The sequence below is a fragment of the Pseudomonas sp. B21-053 genome (assembly GCF_026016365.1).
Classification (GTDB): Bacteria; Pseudomonadota; Gammaproteobacteria; order Pseudomonadales; family Pseudomonadaceae; genus Aquipseudomonas; species Aquipseudomonas nunensis.
Genome location: NZ_CP087205.1, coordinates 7,028,496 through 7,044,457 on the forward strand (window position 1 = coordinate 7,028,496; position 15,962 = coordinate 7,044,457).

Annotated in this window: 18 protein-coding genes; 12 read left to right on the forward strand and 6 right to left on the reverse strand. The window is 60.2% G+C overall.

Translation table 11 applies throughout. The features are described 5' to 3' along the window. The first annotated feature begins 102 nt into the window (after positions 1-102). Positions 103-510, forward strand: coding sequence for an SMI1/KNR4 family protein (locus LOY68_RS31670; protein WP_007943369.1), 408 nt, complete (start codon positions 103-105; stop codon positions 508-510). A gap of 158 nt (positions 511-668) precedes the next feature. Here LOY68_RS31670 and LOY68_RS31675 read toward each other — a convergent pair whose 3' ends face one another. Next, a complete protein-coding gene (locus tag LOY68_RS31675) occupies positions 669-2,432 on the reverse strand; it encodes a cation:proton antiporter (protein WP_054048270.1) in 1,764 nt (587 codons plus the stop codon). A 202-nt stretch (positions 2,433-2,634) separates the two neighbouring features. Between LOY68_RS31675 and LOY68_RS31680 the strand changes: the two genes are divergently transcribed. Next, positions 2,635-3,117, forward strand: a complete 483-nt coding sequence (locus LOY68_RS31680) for an acyl-CoA thioesterase (RefSeq protein WP_094469908.1) — start codon at positions 2,635-2,637, stop codon at positions 3,115-3,117. Positions 3,118-3,235: 118 nt separating this feature from the next. Here the strand turns inward: LOY68_RS31680 and pdxY are convergent, their stop codons facing one another. After that, positions 3,236-4,108, reverse strand: a complete 873-nt coding sequence (pdxY, locus tag LOY68_RS31685; protein WP_054617088.1) for a pyridoxal kinase PdxY — start codon at positions 4,106-4,108, stop codon at positions 3,236-3,238. A 120-nt stretch (positions 4,109-4,228) separates the two neighbouring features. Here pdxY and LOY68_RS31690 point away from each other — a divergent pair, with 120 nt between their 5' ends. Then, positions 4,229-4,642 carry a DUF3301 domain-containing protein gene (locus LOY68_RS31690; protein WP_054048264.1) on the forward strand — a complete coding sequence of 138 codons (414 nt, stop codon included), beginning with the start codon at positions 4,229-4,231 and terminating at the stop codon, positions 4,640-4,642. 90 nt (positions 4,643-4,732) lie between these two features. Here the strand turns inward: LOY68_RS31690 and LOY68_RS31695 are convergent, their stop codons facing one another. Continuing rightward, complete coding sequence (locus LOY68_RS31695) at positions 4,733-5,698, reverse strand: CobW family GTP-binding protein (protein ID WP_265041959.1); 966 nt, start codon at positions 5,696-5,698, stop codon at positions 4,733-4,735. A 27-nt stretch (positions 5,699-5,725) separates the two neighbouring features. Between LOY68_RS31695 and LOY68_RS31700 the strand changes: the two genes are divergently transcribed. Then, positions 5,726-6,082 (forward strand): NADH:ubiquinone oxidoreductase, encoded by a 357-nt coding sequence (locus LOY68_RS31700; RefSeq protein ID WP_265041961.1) that lies wholly within the window; start codon positions 5,726-5,728, stop codon positions 6,080-6,082. Positions 6,083-6,086: 4 nt separating this feature from the next. Here LOY68_RS31700 and LOY68_RS31705 read toward each other — a convergent pair whose 3' ends face one another. Beyond that, positions 6,087-6,755 carry a DUF1826 domain-containing protein gene (locus tag LOY68_RS31705; protein ID WP_265041963.1) on the reverse strand — a complete coding sequence of 223 codons (669 nt, stop codon included), beginning with the start codon at positions 6,753-6,755 and terminating at the stop codon, positions 6,087-6,089. Next, positions 6,755-7,960: a zinc metallochaperone GTPase ZigA gene (gene zigA, locus LOY68_RS31710; RefSeq protein ID WP_265041964.1), complete on the reverse strand. Its 1,206-nt coding sequence runs from the start codon at positions 7,958-7,960 to the stop codon at positions 6,755-6,757. Before zigA ends, LOY68_RS31705 begins: the two co-directional genes overlap by 1 nt. 190 nt (positions 7,961-8,150) lie before the next feature. On the opposite strand from zigA, the gene LOY68_RS31715 reads away from it, so the two are divergent. After that, positions 8,151-8,528, forward strand: coding sequence for a glutamine synthetase (locus LOY68_RS31715; protein ID WP_265041966.1), 378 nt, complete (start codon positions 8,151-8,153; stop codon positions 8,526-8,528). On the opposite strand, the gene LOY68_RS31720 is transcribed toward LOY68_RS31715, so the two are convergent. Next, a complete protein-coding gene (locus tag LOY68_RS31720; RefSeq protein ID WP_265041968.1) occupies positions 8,525-9,727 on the reverse strand; it encodes an N-acetylmuramoyl-L-alanine amidase in 1,203 nt (400 codons plus the stop codon). The two genes, LOY68_RS31715 and LOY68_RS31720, sit on opposite strands and share 4 nt — an antisense overlap. Before the next feature lie 86 nt (positions 9,728-9,813). Here LOY68_RS31720 and folE2 point away from each other — a divergent pair, with 86 nt between their 5' ends. Genes folE2 through LOY68_RS31755 form a run of 7 tightly spaced genes read left to right on the forward strand, consistent with a single transcriptional unit; the run spans position 9,814 to position 15,945 of the window. Continuing rightward, positions 9,814-10,710, forward strand: a complete 897-nt coding sequence (gene folE2 / locus LOY68_RS31725; protein WP_265041970.1) for a GTP cyclohydrolase FolE2 — start codon at positions 9,814-9,816, stop codon at positions 10,708-10,710. Continuing rightward, positions 10,707-11,375, forward strand: coding sequence for a metal ABC transporter ATP-binding protein (locus LOY68_RS31730; RefSeq protein ID WP_265041971.1), 669 nt, complete (start codon positions 10,707-10,709; stop codon positions 11,373-11,375). Before folE2 ends, LOY68_RS31730 begins: the two co-directional genes overlap by 4 nt. Beyond that, complete coding sequence (locus LOY68_RS31735) at positions 11,375-12,241, forward strand: metal ABC transporter permease (protein ID WP_265041973.1); 867 nt, start codon at positions 11,375-11,377, stop codon at positions 12,239-12,241. Before LOY68_RS31730 ends, LOY68_RS31735 begins: the two co-directional genes overlap by 1 nt. An 11-nt stretch (positions 12,242-12,252) precedes the next feature. Then, on the forward strand, positions 12,253-13,128 hold the full coding sequence (locus LOY68_RS31740; RefSeq protein WP_163910574.1) for a metal ABC transporter substrate-binding protein: 876 nt from the start codon (positions 12,253-12,255) through the stop codon (positions 13,126-13,128). Continuing rightward, entirely contained in the window at positions 13,125-13,685 is a 561-nt protein-coding gene (locus LOY68_RS31745) for a DapH/DapD/GlmU-related protein (protein WP_054048242.1), read from the forward strand. Before LOY68_RS31740 ends, LOY68_RS31745 begins: the two co-directional genes overlap by 4 nt. Positions 13,686-13,687: 2 nt before the next feature. Further along, on the forward strand, positions 13,688-15,025 hold the full coding sequence (locus LOY68_RS31750; RefSeq protein ID WP_265041978.1) for a dihydroorotase: 1,338 nt from the start codon (positions 13,688-13,690) through the stop codon (positions 15,023-15,025). Between the two features lie 26 nt (positions 15,026-15,051). Further along, positions 15,052-15,945 carry a His/Gly/Thr/Pro-type tRNA ligase C-terminal domain-containing protein gene (locus LOY68_RS31755; RefSeq protein WP_163910571.1) on the forward strand — a complete coding sequence of 298 codons (894 nt, stop codon included), beginning with the start codon at positions 15,052-15,054 and terminating at the stop codon, positions 15,943-15,945. The last annotated feature ends 17 nt before the right edge of the window (positions 15,946-15,962 follow it).

A 15,962-nucleotide genomic window follows, 5' to 3' on the forward strand; every position in this document is an offset into this window, starting at 1 on the left:
CCCGGCCTCGGCCGGGGTTTTCTATTTCGCGGTTGCATCTATAGCGAGCTACTGTATAAACCGCCCCAACTAAACCGCGCCATCAGCAAGAGGATCCCGGACGTGGAAGAAATCATCGAACAACTGCGTGAAGCCAACGAACCGGTACCGGTCCCCTTGGAGTTGCCCGACGAAGATCAGATCGTGGAAATCGAAGAACAGCTGTTCATCGACATCCCGTTTGTCTTCAGAGAATTTTTGCTGACCGTCAGCGACGTGGTCTACGGCAGCCTGGAGCCGGTCACTGTGACCGACCCGCAATCCCACACCTACCTGCCGGACGTTGCCGCCAACGCCTGGGACGCTGGCGTTGATCGCAGCATGATCCCGATCTGCCAGGACGGTGACGACTACTACCTTGTCGAAGAAGACGGCACCGTGGTGTTGTGGCAAGCCGAAGAAGAACTGATTGCCGAAGAAACCTGGGAATCGGTGTGGCACTGGGCGCGGGACGTCTGGCTGGAAAGCTGATAGAACCCTGCGGATCCATGTGTAGCAGCTGCCGAAGGCTGCGTTCGGCGGCGAAGCAGCCGCAAATCGGGCAATGGGGTGTTCCAGGCTGACCGGGTTTTCCGGGTTTACGACTGCTGCGCAGCCGAACGCAGGCTGCGCCAGCTGCTACAGAGGCTTCAATGCCCGGACGATTCCTTGTGGTTGTCCAGGGTTTCCAGCAAGGCCACCTGCATGCGCGTATGCACGCGGATGAACCAGCGCCAGAGCAGCGCCGCCACAGCGGCGGTGACCACAGCGATCAGCACCAGCAACTTGTTGGTCGGCAAAATACTGGCCGACAAGGCTGCCAGCAGCAGGAAAATCACCAGCAGCGAGAGGATCGGGATCACTTCGGCGATCACCCGACGCACTCGCTGCGTGTGGCGGCCAGCCATCTCCGGCTTCACGCCCATCTCTGCCAACAGCATCGACAGCGCCTTGAGCTTACGGTAGGCGGCGATCAGGAACGGCAGCGACACCAGCAGCGCCCCACCCCAGATCAACGCTTTCTGCCAGCTCGGGTCACTGATCCAGCCTTGCAGATATTCGGACATGCGCTCGGCGAAAAATGCGCCCGAAAAGAAAATCGCGATCACCAGCGCCAGATTGACCCCCACCTGCAACAAAATCCGCCGGATCATCGACGCCAGCAGTGCGCCTTCGCCCTGAGGCTGAATGCTGCGCAGCCATTCGCCGTACATCCCCAACACGCGACTCAGGCGCCCCGGCATGACCGCCGCCAGCTTGATCGACAGCGGATCGGCGGCGCGAATCAGGTACGGCGTCAGCAGCGTGGTGATCACCGAAACCGCCACCGCCACTGGATAAAGGAAGTTGCTCGTGACCTGCAGGGTCATGCCCAGCGCGGCGATGATGAAGGAGAATTCGCCAATCTGTGAAAGCCCCATCCCGACCCGCAGTGAGGTGCGTCCATCATTGCCGGCGATAAAGGCGCCGAGGCCGCAGGACAACATCTTGCCGAGCACCACCGCCACGGTGATCACCGCGATGGGCCAGGCGTATTGCAGCAGGATCAACGGATCGAGCATCAGCCCGATGGCAACGAAGAAGATCGCACTGAACAGGTCGCGAACCGGTTCGATCAGGCGCTCGATTTTCAGCAATTGGCGGGATTCGGCCATGATCGCGCCAATCAGGAAGGCGCCGAGGACCATGCTGTATTCGAGCTTGACCACTAGCAGGCAGAAGCCGAAACACAGGCCCAGCACGGTGATCAACAGCATCTCATTGCTTTCGAATTTGGCCACATAGGCCAGCAATCGCGGCACCAGCAAGATGCCGATCACCAGCGCGACAATCATGAACAGCGAGAGCTTACCAACCGTGGAGAACACTTCGCCGGAACTGACGGTGCCGCTGACCGCGATGCTCGACAACAAGGCGATGATGCCGATACCGAGGATGTCTTCAACGATCAGCACACCGAAGATCAACTGCGCAAAGCGCTCGTTTTTCATCTTCAGGTCGTTGAGCGCCTTGACGATGATGGTGGTCGAGGAAATCGCCAGGATCGCCCCGAGGAACAGCGAATCCATGGTGTTCCAGTCGAACCAGCGGCCGATTTCGTAGCCGATCCAGATCATCAGCACGATCTCAAGGAACGCCGCGATAAACGCCGTGGCCCCGACCTTGAACAACTTGCGCAGGCTGAACTCCAGGCCCAGGCAGAACATCAGGAAAATCACCCCGAGCTCAGCGAGGGTCTTGATGGTTTCTTCATCGTGGATCAGGCCGAACGGCGGCGTGTGCGGGCCGATGATGAAGCCGGCGACGATGTAGCCGAGCACCACCGGTTGCTTGAAGCGATGAAAGAGCACGGTCACCACGCCCGCGACCAACATGATCACTGCCAAATCCTGGATGAAACTGATGGCATGCATGGTATGGGGCTCCTTGAGATCGACTCTTCGGAGCGTAACACCGCGACTTCCGACAGAAAGGCGGTGCAATATATGGAAACAGATCGATCAGGGCGTGACGACAGCCACCTGCCCGGCGTCCCGATATAGGTTGGTTTGAAAAGCCCGCTACGCACCCGCAGAGGTGCGCTCCCGAAATCCTGCCTTGACCCGTGAGAACGCTATGGAACCCGGAAACGCCCAACTGTCGATGACGGTATTGATGACTCCCGACATGGCCAACTTCTCTGGCAATGTCCACGGTGGCACCCTGCTCAAGTACCTCGACGAAGTGGCCTACGCCTGCGCCAGCCGTTATGCCGGCCGCTACGTGGTGACCTTGTCGGTGGATCAGGTGATTTTCCGCGAGCCGATTCATGTCGGCGAGCTGGTGACCTTTCTGGCCTCGGTCAACTACACCGGCAACACCTCGATGGAGGTGGGTATCAAGGTGGTGACCGAAAACATTCGCGAGCGCTCGGTGCGCCACACCAACAGCTGCTTCTTCACCATGGTCGCGGTGGATGACCAGCGCAAACCGGCCGCCGTCCCGCCGCTGCAACCGCAGAACAGCGAAGACAAGCGCCGCTTCATCCAGGCCCAGCAGCGTCGGCAGATTCGTCAGGAACTGGAAAAGCGCTATCAGGAGATCAAGGGCGACGCCTGACGCGTTGTTCGGTCTCTGGATCGCTTTCGCGGGCAAGCCTCGCTCCTACAGGTCCGAGCCGTACACGCACTATGCGAGCGACTCGGACCTGTAGGAGCGAGGCTTGCCCGCGAAGCTTTTAAAGACTGATCGGCGTCGCTTCGAACCGCACCCGAGGATGGGCAATCCGGTCCTGCGCCCGCACCAGTTCCAGCTCATAACTGGCGCAGGCCTGGGTTTCCAGCAACACCTCGTGCACCGCTGCCGCCGTGAACTCAAACGCCGCCACCAGGCTGTCACCCAACAGCACGCGGGCGAGGAACAACCCGGACGTCAGGTCACCCACGCCCACCGGCTGACGCGGAAACGCCAACAACGGCCGACGTAAATGCCAGCTGCCTTCAGCCGTCACCAGCAGCATCTCGAAAACCTCTTCAGGTTTGCCGGGATAGTCCAGATGCTTGACCAACACCGCCTTCGGCCCACGCGCCAGCAGCGCTCGCGCCATGGCGAGGCAATCGAACAGCGACTGCGGCTTGCGTCCCGAGAAGCTGTCCAGCTCCAGCTGATTCGGGCACATGAAGTCCGCCACGGCAGCGGCTTCTTCCAGCAGGAAATCGCTGACCTCGGTCGGCACGCTGCAACCTTTTTCCGGGTGGCCCATCACCGGGTCGCACAAATACAGGGCCTTGGGGTTGATCGACTTGATCCGCGCCACCCCCGTGAGGATCGCCCGGCCCTGGGCCGCACTGCCGAGGTAGCCCGACAGCACCGCATCGCAGTTGCCCAGTTCACCAATCGCGGCGATGCCTTCCACCAGCTCGGGAATCTGGTGCGGCGGCAATATTTCACCCGCCCACTGCCCATATTGCGTGTGGTTGGAGAACTGCACAGTGTTGAGCGGCCAGACATTCACCCCGACCCGCTGCATCGGGAAAACCGCGGCGCTGTTGCCAGCGTGGCCGAACACCACGTGGGACTGGATGGCGAGCAGATGGGGCGTACGTTTCATGCGGTGAGTTTTCCGTAAAACGATTGAAATTCGAGCCGCGCAGTATGCGACTAAACGCAGCCTGTACGACAGACCGGCGACACAGTTAAGCTGGCACTATCTTGTTGGAGCACTTTGTTGATGCTGACCCTCGGAAATATCTTCGTGCTAATGCTGCTGGCCACTGGCGCCGCGTGGCTGTGGCATAACCACGGCTTGCGCGAGCGTGCGCTGGAGCGAGTCAAGCAGCATTGCGCCAAACTCGAAATCGAGTTGCTCGACGGCAACGTGGCGCTGAAAAAAATCGGTTTTATCAAAGATGCCAACGGCCGTCGACGTTTGGCGCGGGTGTACAACTTCGAATTCACCGTGACGGGCGAAACGCGTCACACCGGGACGATCACCCAGTTCGGGGCGCACAGCGCGCAGATTGAACTGGCGCCTTATCCGATGCCGTTCGACGACACGCCGCCGGTGGTTGAAGTGGTGAAGCCGCGTGGTGAAGTGATTGAGATGAGCCAGTGGCGTCAGGAACACACTAAATGGCGGCCTTGAATTAAAAGCAAAAGATCGCAGCCTTCGGCAGCTCCTACAGGGATCGCATTCCAAATGTAGGAGCTGCCGAAGGCTGCGATCTTTTGATCTTCAACTCAGCCGGCAATCAGCTAGACCTCTTTGCAACGCATCGACATCCTGCGGTTCACTGAAGATCAGCTCAATCCGCGAATCCTGCCGCCATTCACTCCGCTGCCACGCCAACGCCGAGTTATCCACCGCATTCGCTGAAACCCAACCCTCGCCACTGTGGATAACCAGCTTCGCGCGCCGCCAGGCAAGGCTTTCAAGCCACCACGTAACGAGTGCCGAATCAAAGGTCTGACTCGGATGCCAACGCCAGCCAATACTCCAACCGCCCTCCTGCTCCTGACTCAAGCAAATCGGAAACGCGTGATCAGTCCAGATCGCCGGCATCTGCGCCAAGCCTTTGGGGACGACCAAGTTATCCACACCCGCGACACCTCGAGCCTCAAGCCCCGGCAATTCGCTCAACGGCAAAACCGCTTGCTGTGTCCAATACAACGGACGCATCGGCAGCAGTGCCTTGATCCGCTGGCGATCGCCATCATCAAGACCTTCCGACTTGTTCAGCAGCAACAAACCCGCGCTTTTCAGTGCCTCCTGTTGCGCCGCCGGCAGCGGTTTCCCGGCCGCAATCGCCTGGGCATCCAGCACCAAAACACACGGCTGAACCGCCAACACCCCAAGCCACGGCGCCTCGCTCAACTGTCGCAGCAACTGCGCCGGATGGCCCAGCCCGGAAGGTTCGATAAACAACCGATCCGGCCGCGCCTTGCGCAGCAACCGCCCGAGGCCGATCTGGAACGGCGCACCATTGACGCAACACAAACAGCCCCCGGCCACTTCACCCAGTGCGATACCATCGACGTCCTGAGTCAGCAGCGCGGCGTCGAGGCCGATCTGGCCGAACTCGTTGATCAGCACCGCCCAGCGCTCATGCGCCGGCCGCTGCGCCAACAGGTGCTTGATCAGGCTGGTCTTGCCGGCACCCAACGGGCCGGCGATGACGTGAGTGGGGATGTTCTGCAACATGGTCGAGAGTTTCTGAGGAGGTAGAGGATGCGGTTGATGGGATTGTCGTTGCTGTTGGCGCTGACGTCGGGCGAGGCGCGGGCCCAAGCGTGCGTGGTCCATAGCCAGGCGGAACGGCTCGACGTGAAGGTCTGCCAACAGAATCGCAACATCCCGGAAAAACTGTTCGCCGACGGTTTTTGCCAGCCGAACCTGCCCGGTCAGAAAGTCGAAGTGCAATACGTCGACCAATGCCCCACCGGCGCTTTCGGCGTGTGCAGCAACGCCCAAGTCGCCAATATGCCTTACCGCCAGGATATTCACTATTACGGCGTGGCCACCGATGCAGCGTATCTGAAGCCGTTCTGCGAAGCACAGAGCCAGGGAAACTGGCTCAAACCCTGAGCCGTCAGCTCAGCCAGTCGAGGGTCAGGATCAATCGACGCTCGCCTGTCGCTGGTTGCGGCGAGCGATGGATCAAGCCGAAACCTTCGTTGCCGTGCCATTTCTCGCCTTTGAGCAACGCCACGTCGCCACTGTTGATTTGCTGGATCGACGACGGCGGTTCGGCCTCGGGATTGCCCAGTTGCCGGCGATCCATCGCCCCTTCCTTCAGCCACTGACTGCCGACGCCGGCATAGGTGGTGATCAATCGCACCGGCACGTGATCGACGTGGAAGCGCGGGCACATGGCCTTGTCCAGCACCCGCAAACGCAGGCCGACGCGCTTGGCACCGAGCAAGCAGGCGAACGCGCTGACCAGCCAGGAAACGTCGGTGATAAAGCCTTCATAACCTTCCAGATCGCTGAAGCCAGAAGCCAATCCGCGCAGGTTTGGCTCGGCGTCTTCGGTGAGCATTTCCAGGGACAACGCCTCGGCCAAGGGTTCGTTCAGCGACAGCAACAGGCTGGCGAAATCGGCGATGTGTACCGGGAGTTGGCGCTGCCAGACGGCGAGATTGGCGTCGTCGTGGAGGATCTTTGTCAGGACTTTCGGGTTGGTTCCATGATGTTGGCGTGGTGTCCGGACGGACGCCTTCGCGAGCAAGCCCGCTCCCACAGGGTTAAGTGTGAGCATCAGGCCGCCTCTTCGTGCCAGGGGCCGAACGGGTCTGGCAGCAGGCGCCAGCCTTCGATGCCTTGGGCCATTTCATCGTCGGTCAGCAGGCAATTGTCGAGTTCGGCGGTGAGTTGCGCGAAGTCGATGTTCTGGCCGATGAACACCAGCTCCTGACGGCAATCGCCGGTGCTCGCGGTCCAGTTTTCCATGATCCCGGCGGTACTTTCCTCGTCCTGCGGCCATTGGGTTTTCGGCACGAAACGCCACCAGCGACCGGCGAAACCATGGCGCATCAAACCGCCGGCCTGAGACCAGCTACCGGCGTCCATGTGCTTGCTGGCCAGCCAGAAAAACCCTTTGGAGCGCAGCAGTTTGCCATTCACCCACGGGCGGTCGATGAATCTGAAAAAGCGCTGAGGATGGAATGGCCGGCGCGCGCGATAGGCCGTGGAAGCGATGCCGTATTCTTCGGTTTCCGGCACGTGCTCGCCACGCAACTCCTGCAACCAGCCCGGTGCCTGGGCGGCTTTTTCGAAGTCGAAGCGGCCGGTGTTGAGGATCTTTTCCAGCGGGATTTCACCCATGACCATCGGAATGATTTCCGCTTGGGAATTGAGCCGTTCGAGGATCGCGATCAGCTCCTGGCGCTCGCTACTGCTGATCAAGTCGATCTTGCTGATCAGGATCACGTCGGCGAATTCGATCTGCTCAATCAGCAGGTCAGTAATCGAACGCTCATCCTCCTCTCCCAAGGTTTCGCCACGGGAGGCGAGGCTTTCGGCGGCCTGGTAGTCGAGCAGGAAGTTCATGCCATCGACCACGGTGACCATGGTGTCGAGCCGGGCGATGTCGGCCAGGCTTTGGCCTTCTTCGTCGCGGAAGGTGAAAGTTTCCGCAACGGGCAGCGGTTCGGAAATCCCGGTGGATTCGATCAACAAATAATCAAATCGACCGTCCTTCGCGAGTTTGCTGACTTCTTCCAGCAAGTCTTCGCGCAACGTACAGCAAATGCAGCCGTTGCTCATTTCCACGAGTTTCTCTTCGGCGCGGTTCAGGCTGACATCGCGCTGGACTTCGCTGCCATCGATGTTGATCTCGCTCATATCGTTGACGATCACGGCGACTCGCAAATTGTCGCGATTACGTAGTACATAATTCAGTAACGTACTCTTTCCGGCGCCGAGAAAGCCCGACAGGACGGTCACGGGGAGACGATTGGGCATCAGGTATTCCTCACAGGATGTGGCCGGTCGAACGCCAGCTGAGGGCGTTCGCGCAGCTCTTCATGTTCTTGGGGCACAGGGGAAAGCGTTAATTTATGTTATAGTATAACAGTGCAAATAAGCCACTCCCCTCTTGCTCGCCACGACAAAGGGCCCGATGCTTGAACCTGTTCGCCCCTTGAGAAACGCCATGGAAAACGTCCTGAAGTATTCGTTGCTGAGTCTTTCGCTACTGGTCGCCGTCGATGCCTGGGGCCAAATCCCGACACTGGCGAAATGCACCCGCAGCGCCAATCTGCTCGCGTGTGTCGACCCCGACGGGAACGCCTACAGCGTCAACACCGTCGGTAGCACGATCTATCTGCGAGGCTTTGAAGTGGTGGGCAAACGCTATTGGGCGCAGACCAGCAGCCGCTACGGGCAGCTGACGTTTTTCACCGGGCTCGCCTCCGACGGCGAAGCCTGGATTGGCTACACCCGCCGAGTTGGCTGGACCACCATCAATCGGTTTTCCAGCTCCGGCGGTAGCAGCGGCAAATTCACCTGCAGCCGGATTGCCGGCTGCTAGACCTGGGCTTTTTTCTGTTCCTGCTGCCAGGCGACGTAGCTGTTGAGCGGCGGATTCTTCTGGAAATAGCGCTGCAGACCTTCGAACAATCCGTCAGCCACAGCCTGTTGATGCCGCGCCGTCACCAGCCGCTGACTGTCGCGGGCGTTAGAGATGAAGCCGGTTTCCACCAGGATCGATGGCACGTCCGGCGACTTCAGCACCGCGAATCCGGCTTGTTCCACGCGCTTCTGATGCAACGTGGTGATGCCCGCCAAACTACCGAGTACGGTGCTGCCCAGTTGCAGGCTGGCGGCGATGGTCGCGTTCATCGACATGTCGAGAATCACCCCGGCGAGCATCGGGTCCTTGTCCTTGAGATTGAGCAGGCTAGTGGCGCCCAGCAGATCGGCGCCGTTCTCCCGCTGCGCCATGAAACGGGCCGTGGCCGAGGTCGCGCCGCCTTCGGACAGGCAATACACCGATGCGCCGGACGCGGTAAGCCGTGGTGCGGCATCCGCATGAACTGAGATGAACATGTCGGCATTGTGCTTGCGGGCGATCTCCACGCGTTTGCGCAGCGGGACGAAGAAGTCGTCGTTGCGCACCAGTTTCACGTCGTAGCCCTTCTCGCGTTTCAATCGTTTGGCCAGCAACTGTGCGATCGACAGCACCACGTCTTTTTCCCGCTCACCTTTGGCGCCGACCGCGCCGGGATCTTTGCCGCCGTGACCGGGGTCGACGACCACGATGATGTCGCGTTTGGGGTGAGCCTTGTCGATGATCGGCTCAGGGGTTGGCGCCGCTGCAATCTGCATCGGCACAGCGGTCTTCATATCGAGCACCAGTCGATGGCCCTGCCCGTCCTGGGGCGGCAGTTGAAAACTGTTGAGCTGCACTGGCGCACTAAGGTCGAGGACGATTCGGGTGTCGCCCTGACCGTAGTGGCCGGAACGGATTGAGCGGATCACCGTGTTGTTCAGCGCCAACTGACTGAAATCACCACTGAGGCTAGCGCCGCTCAGATCGATGATCAGCCGTTCGGGCGAACTCAGGGTGAACGTCTTGAATTGCACCGGCCCGCTCAGATCGAACACCAGTCGCAACTTGTCATCCGAACGGCAGAGCCGCGCGTTGCGAATCTGCGTGGCCGAAACACCAAAGGGTAAAGCGAAGGCCGCGCTGGCCAGAATCAGGTTGAGCAAGTGACGTCTGTGCATGGTGAAAGCCCGCTGGCGAAAAAGGCATCGTCGATGTTAGTGTAATAATATAACATGCCAAATCAACTCCCACGATGGACCTGCTCATGAATGCGCTGACTCTGCCGGATATCGCCGCGCAGGCCTCACGCCAAGCCTTGCCACTCGAGTGGGTGGGCATGTGCGGCATTGCTCTTCCTGTTTTATTCGATGGCCAACGACTGAGCGCCAAGGCTGATGCCGGCGTCAGCCTGGACGATGGCGAAGCGCGCGGCATTCATATGTCGCGGCTGTATCTGGCGCTGGAAGTGCTTGAACAGGAGAACCTCACACCAGGATTACTACGCCGTGTTTTGCAGCGTTTTCTCGACAGCCACGAAGGATTGTCCACCAGCGCTTACCTGAAAATTCACGTCGATTTACTGCTCAAACGACCAGCGCTTGTAAGCCCATTGGCTGGCTGGAAAACCTATCCAGCGAGCATCGAAGCACGATTGAAAAACGATATGTTCCACGTGGAACTAAAAATCGACGTTGCTTATTCCTCGACGTGCCCGTGTTCCGCAGCGTTGTCGCGACAACTTATCCAACAGCAATTCGTCGACGATTTCGCCAACAAGCCACTGCAACATGCCGATGTTTTGGCTTGGCTCGGCTCGACAAAAGGCATCGTCGCCACACCACACAGTCAACGCAGCACTGCGCACTTACAGTTGCACCTGGACGATTATCTCGACGACCTGCCTCTGATCGCCGTCATCAACGACGCCGAAGCCGCCCTCGGCACAGCCGTGCAAACAGCGGTGAAACGCGCCGATGAACAAGCCTTCGCTTTGGCCAATGGTCAGAACCTGATGTTCTGCGAAGACGCCGCACGACGCCTGAATCTGGCCCTGAAACGCTCCCCCGGCATCAACGCTTTCCACATACGAGTCGTGCACGCCGAGAGCCTTCACGCCCACGACGCAGTCGCCGAAAGTCGCCACAACTGGGAGGCACAATGATCCGCTGCCAATCCCTACGCTGGGGCGCACCCGGCCAACCTCTTACGCCCGCGGTGGATTTCGAATTGCCCAAGGGCAGTCTGACTGCGGTCATTGGCGCCAATGGCTCGGGCAAAAGCAGCCTGTTGAAAGTCATCGCCGGCCTGCAAAAACCACTGACCGGCAAAATCGTACTGGATGTTCCACGCAAGGGCGGCCTCTCATTCCTGCCCCAGCAACAACACCTGGACCGACAATTCCCCATCAGCCTGCAAGAGTTGGTAGCGGCCGGATTCTGGGGCAGCAAGCAAACGCCTGAAGCCTGCAGCCAAAAACTCAAAGCCGTTCTGGATGATTGGTGTCTGTCAGGCCTGGAACACCGACCACTGATGGCGCTTTCTGGCGGCGAATTACAACGCGCCCTGCTCGCCCGTTTGAGCTTGGCCGAAGCGCCTTTGCTGTTGCTCGACGAACCCCACGCCGCCCTCGATGAACTTGGCCAGGAGCTGCTGTGGAAACACATCCACGCGTGGCACGCCGAAGGTCGAACGCTGGTCGTCGTGTGCCATGACCTCGCCGCCGTGCGCCAACACATTCCACAAACCCTGCTGATCAAAAGCAGCGGATGCACCCTCGGACCCAGCATCGAACTGATCCGCCAACAACCGCAAACGCAGGTGGCCTGATGATCGCCGCCGCCCACCTTTGGCAACCGTTCCACGAGTTCGTCTTCATGCGCCGGGCATTGCTCGGCGGTCTGGTGCTCGCGTGCAGCACCGCACCACTTGGCGTGTTTTTGATCCTGCGCCGCATGAGCCTGATCGGCGACGCCGTTGCTCACGGCATCTTGCCCGGCGCAGCGTTGGGCTTCTGGTTCGCCGGACTCAGCCTCCCCGCACTGACCATCGGCGGCCTCGGCGCCGGCCTGAGCATGGCCGGACTTGCCGCCTGGATCACCCGTCGCACTGGCCTGCGCGAAGACGCCAGCCTGGCCGCAATCTACCCGATCTCCCTGGCCAGCGGCGTGCTGATCCTCGGCATCGCCGGCAAACGCCTGGACTTATTACACCTGCTATTCGGCTCGGCATTGGCAGTCGATGGCCCCACCCTCACCGGCATGCTCTGGGTTTCCGGCTTTAGCCTGATCGCCATGGCCCTGATCTATAAACCGCTGTTGCTCGACACCCTCGACCCGCTCTTCCTGCAAACCGTCAGCCGTCTCGGGCCGCTCGCTCACGGGGTGTTTCTGACCCTCGTGGTGCTGAATCTGGTGATCGGTTTCCAGGCCATCGGCGCGCTGATGGTGGTCGGTTTGATGATGTTGCCGGCGGCCGCTTCGCGCTTCTGGAGCCGTCGCTTGCCGGTGTTGATGGCCATCGCCGCCGTGCTCGGTTGCCTCTCGGTGTGGTTCGGTTTGTTGCTGTCGTTCTATTACTCGCTGCCCAGCGGCCCGGCCATCGTGCTGGTGGCTGGCGGTTTGTATCTGCTGTCCGTGGTGTTCGGTCCGGTGCACGGCTTGCTGCGCCGCCCGCCTTTGCTCACATCCCAATGAGGTGTTTCCCGATGCGCGCTTTACTCGTGCTGTTCAGTTTGATGCTGTCGATGTCGCTGTCTGCCGCAGAAAAACTCCAGGTGGTCACCAGTTTCAGCATCCTTGCCGACATGACCCATCAGGTCGGCGGCGAGCATATCCAGATCACCAACATGGTCGGCCCGGACGCCGACGCGCACACCTACGAGCCGACCCCGGACGATGCCAAAGCCTTGCTCAAGGCCAAGCTCATCATCAAGAACGGCCTCGGGTTTGAGCCATGGTTGGATCGTCTGGTAACCAGCACCGAAACCAAAGCGCCGGTGATCAGCGCCAGTCACGGCGTGATTCCGCGCTCGCTGGATGAAGACGGCGAAACCGTTCCCGACCCGCACGCCTGGCACAACCTGGCGAACACCGAGCTGTACATCGCCAACATCACCAAAGCGCTGATCGCTGCCGACCCAGCGAACAAGGCTGACTACGAACGTAACAGTCAGGCTTACCTGAAACAGATCTACGCCCTGCTCGCCGAAGCCAAGGCCAAGCTCGGTTCGCTGCCACCGGGTAACCGCAAAATCGTGACGTCGCATGACGCGTTCGGCTATCTGGGCCAGGCCTACGGCATCGACTTCATGGCCCCTCAAGGTCTGTCCACCGAGCGTGAACCGTCGGCCGCGGAAGTGGCGCAGTTGATCACCCAGATTCGCCAGGCCAAGGTCAAAGCTGTGTTCATGGAAAACATCAAGGACGCCCGCCTGCTCAAGCAGATTGCCGATGAAAGCGGCGCGCACATTGGCGGCACGCTTTACTCCGATGCGCTCGCGGCAACCGGCCCGGCCAGCACCTTCGCCGGCCTGTTCGAATACAACCTCAACACCCTTTACGACGCGTTGAGCAAACCATGATCCGAAAGAATCCTTCAGGTGATCTGCCGGTGATTGCGGAGTCCGCGTACGTGGATAAAACCGCGATCATCTGCGGCAAAGTAGTGATCGGCGAGAACGTCTTCGTCGGTCCCTACGCGGTGATTCGTGCTGACGAAGTCGACGCCTCGGGTGAGATGGAGCCGATCACCATCGGCGCCAACTCAAACATTCAGGACGGTGTGGTGATCCACTCCAAGTCCGGCGCGGCGGTGACCATCGGCGAGTTCAGCTCCATCGCCCACCGCTCAATCGTGCATGGCCCGTGCACCGTCGGCGACCGGGTATTCATCGGCTTCAACAGCGTGCTGTTCAACTGCTCGGTCGGGAACGGCTGCGTGGTTCGACACAACTCGGTAGTCGACGGCCGGGACTTGCCCGATGCCTTCTACGTGCCGTCCACTACACGTATTGGCCCAGGCACCGACCTGTCGCAGTTCCCGCCGGTAAGCATCAGCGCCTCGGAGTTTTCCGAGGACGTGGCGCGCACCAACGTCGATCTGGTGCGCGGCTACAAAGCCCTGCAGAACGAGTTCTGACCATGAGCAGCGTGCTGATTCGCAACGCCCGGTTGGTGAACGAAGGCCGTGTGTCTGACGGCGATCTGTTGGTCAGCAATGGCCGCATCGTCAAGATCGCCAGCAGCATCGAAGGCGAAACCGCGGACGTGGAAATCGATGCCCGGGGTCAATGGCTGTTGCCGGGCATGATCGATGACCAGGTGCATTTCCGTGATCCCGGGGCGCCGGATAAGGGCAGCTTCTATACCGAATCCCGGGCGGCGGTGGCCGGCGGCATTACCAGTTTCATGGACATGCCCAACACCAATCCGGCTACCCTCACCCTCGACGCCTTGGCCGACAAAAAGCGCCGGGCGGCGATCAACTCGGTGGCCAACTACGGCTTTCACTTCGGCGTCAGCAACGACAACCTCGACACCGTTGCCGCGCTCAATCCTTGCGAAGTCGCCGGGGTGAAAGTGTTCATGGGCGCCTCCACCGGCAATATGCTGGTGGACGATCCGCGGATTCTCGAGCGGTTGTTCGCCGAGGTACCGACGATCCTGTTGGCCCACTGCGAACACACGCCCAGCATCGACGCGAATGCCGCAACCTTGCGAGCGCTGTACGGCGAACAGATTCCTGCGGCGGCCCATCCGCTGATCCGCAATGCCGAGGTCTGCTTTCGCTCGTCATCGATGGCCGTGGACCTGGCCAAACGTCATGGCACTCGACTGCATGTTTTGCACCTAACGACGGCGGCGGAACTTGCGCTGTTCGAAGACAAACCACTGGCCCAGAAACACATCACCGCCGAAGTCTGCCTGCATCATTTGCTGTTCGATGATCGCGACTATCCACGCTTGGGCAACCTGATCAAATGCAACCCGGCGATCAAGTTCCAGAGCGACCGTGATGCCTTGCGCCAAGCCTTGCTGAGCAATCGGCTGGATGTGATCGGCAGCGATCATGCGCCCCACACCTGGGCGGAAAAACAGCGGCCCTACAGTCAGGCGCCGTCCGGTCTGCCGCTGGTGCAACACGCCCTCCCCGCGCTGTTGGAATTGGTCGCGGATGAAGTGCTGCCGATCACCACCCTCGTCGCCAAGACCAGTCACCGGGTCGCCGATTTGTTCGCGATTCCTGATCGTGGTTATCTGCGCGAAGGCTATTGGGCCGATCTGGTACTGATCCAACCCGAGCCCGAAGGCGTCGCCGTTTCCCAGCAACCGATTCTCTCGCAGTGCGGCTGGACGCCCTTCGTCCACCATTGTTTTCGCCACAGCGTCAGCACCACACTGGTGTCGGGGCAAATTGCCTGGCACGCCAATCGTCTACATGACAGCTGCCAGGGATTACCCCTGCGCTTCATGCGCTAACGCTTCCATTCCCGAGACCAGTGACCATGATCCATATCACCCTGCCCGACGGCTCACTGCGCGAATACGACCAGCCACTTTCCGTGTATGAGCTGGCGGCCAGTATCGGGCTCGCGTTGGCCAAAGCGGCGGTGGCCGGTCGGGTGGACGGAGTATTGGTGGACTGTGGATTCATGATCCACGGCGATGCCCGGGTCAGTATCGTCACGCCTCAGGAACCCGATGGCCTGGAGATCCTGCGCCGCTCCTGTGCGCTGATGCTGGCCATGGCGGTGAAGCAGCTGCACCCGAGTGTCCTGCTGTTGAAGGGCTCGGCACTGGGTGATGGCTTCTTCTATGAGTTCGCATTGCAACGGGCGTTAACCCTGGCGGACCTGACCCCGATTGAAGTGCGCATGCACATGCTCGCGGCGGGCAATCACTCGATCCGACAGCGGCCACTGTCCTCAACCGAACAGCATTCGGTGTACCGCATGGGCGACGGCGAATACTTGACCAAGGGGCCGCATGTGCCGGCCACCAGAGTGCTGCAAGCCTTCGCCCTGGATCATGTCGGCGGCACCTCGCTGCAACGGATCTATGGGACATGCTGGCCGAGCCAACACGAGCTCGAACATTGGCGCTCACCGCCGCAAGTGATGGTGGTGAACATCGATGAGCGCCAAATTGCCTACACCCAATCAGTGACCGAGGAGCTGCGACGCAGTGGCGTGCGCGCCCATGTCGATCTGCGCAACGAGAAGATCGGCTACAAGATTCGCCTGCACAGCGAGCGCAGCGTGCCGTATCTGTTGGTGGTCGGAGAGAAAGAAAAGCATGGCGGGTTTGTCAGCGTGCGCAGTTGCAGCGGGGAGGATTTCGGGCGGATGCGGATTGATGAGGTGTGTGGGTTTTTACACCCGAAGGATCTCGGCGTTTGAATGGACGCTTTCGCGAG

Bases quoted from the DNA above. Each gene is read 5' to 3' on its own strand.
- LOY68_RS31715 (WP_265041966.1), top strand. From the start codon at position 8,151: ATGGAAAACGTCCTGAAGTATTCGTTGCTGAGTCTTTCGCTACTGGTC.
- LOY68_RS31755 (WP_163910571.1), top strand. From the start codon at position 15,052: ATGATCCATATCACCCTGCCCGACGGCTCACTGCGCGAATACGACCAG.
- LOY68_RS31680 (WP_094469908.1), top strand. From the start codon at position 2,635: ATGGAACCCGGAAACGCCCAACTGTCGATGACGGTATTGATGACTCCC.
- zigA (WP_265041964.1), bottom strand. From the start codon at position 7,960: ATGCCCAATCGTCTCCCCGTGACCGTCCTGTCGGGCTTTCTCGGCGCC.
- folE2 (WP_265041970.1), top strand. From the start codon at position 9,814: ATGAATGCGCTGACTCTGCCGGATATCGCCGCGCAGGCCTCACGCCAA.
- LOY68_RS31690 (WP_054048264.1), top strand. From the start codon at position 4,229: ATGCTGACCCTCGGAAATATCTTCGTGCTAATGCTGCTGGCCACTGGC.
- LOY68_RS31720 (WP_265041968.1), bottom strand. From the start codon at position 9,727: ATGCACAGACGTCACTTGCTCAACCTGATTCTGGCCAGCGCGGCCTTC.
- LOY68_RS31745 (WP_054048242.1), top strand. From the start codon at position 13,125: ATGATCCGAAAGAATCCTTCAGGTGATCTGCCGGTGATTGCGGAGTCC.
- LOY68_RS31705 (WP_265041963.1), bottom strand. From the start codon at position 6,755: ATGCTCACACTTAACCCTGTGGGAGCGGGCTTGCTCGCGAAGGCGTCC.
- LOY68_RS31675 (WP_054048270.1), bottom strand. From the start codon at position 2,432: ATGCATGCCATCAGTTTCATCCAGGATTTGGCAGTGATCATGTTGGTC.
- LOY68_RS31735 (WP_265041973.1), top strand. From the start codon at position 11,375: ATGATCGCCGCCGCCCACCTTTGGCAACCGTTCCACGAGTTCGTCTTC.
- LOY68_RS31700 (WP_265041961.1), top strand. From the start codon at position 5,726: ATGCGGTTGATGGGATTGTCGTTGCTGTTGGCGCTGACGTCGGGCGAG.
- LOY68_RS31740 (WP_163910574.1), top strand. From the start codon at position 12,253: ATGCGCGCTTTACTCGTGCTGTTCAGTTTGATGCTGTCGATGTCGCTG.
- LOY68_RS31730 (WP_265041971.1), top strand. From the start codon at position 10,707: ATGATCCGCTGCCAATCCCTACGCTGGGGCGCACCCGGCCAACCTCTT.
- LOY68_RS31695 (WP_265041959.1), bottom strand. From the start codon at position 5,698: ATGTTGCAGAACATCCCCACTCACGTCATCGCCGGCCCGTTGGGTGCC.
- pdxY (WP_054617088.1), bottom strand. From the start codon at position 4,108: ATGAAACGTACGCCCCATCTGCTCGCCATCCAGTCCCACGTGGTGTTC.
- LOY68_RS31750 (WP_265041978.1), top strand. From the start codon at position 13,688: ATGAGCAGCGTGCTGATTCGCAACGCCCGGTTGGTGAACGAAGGCCGT.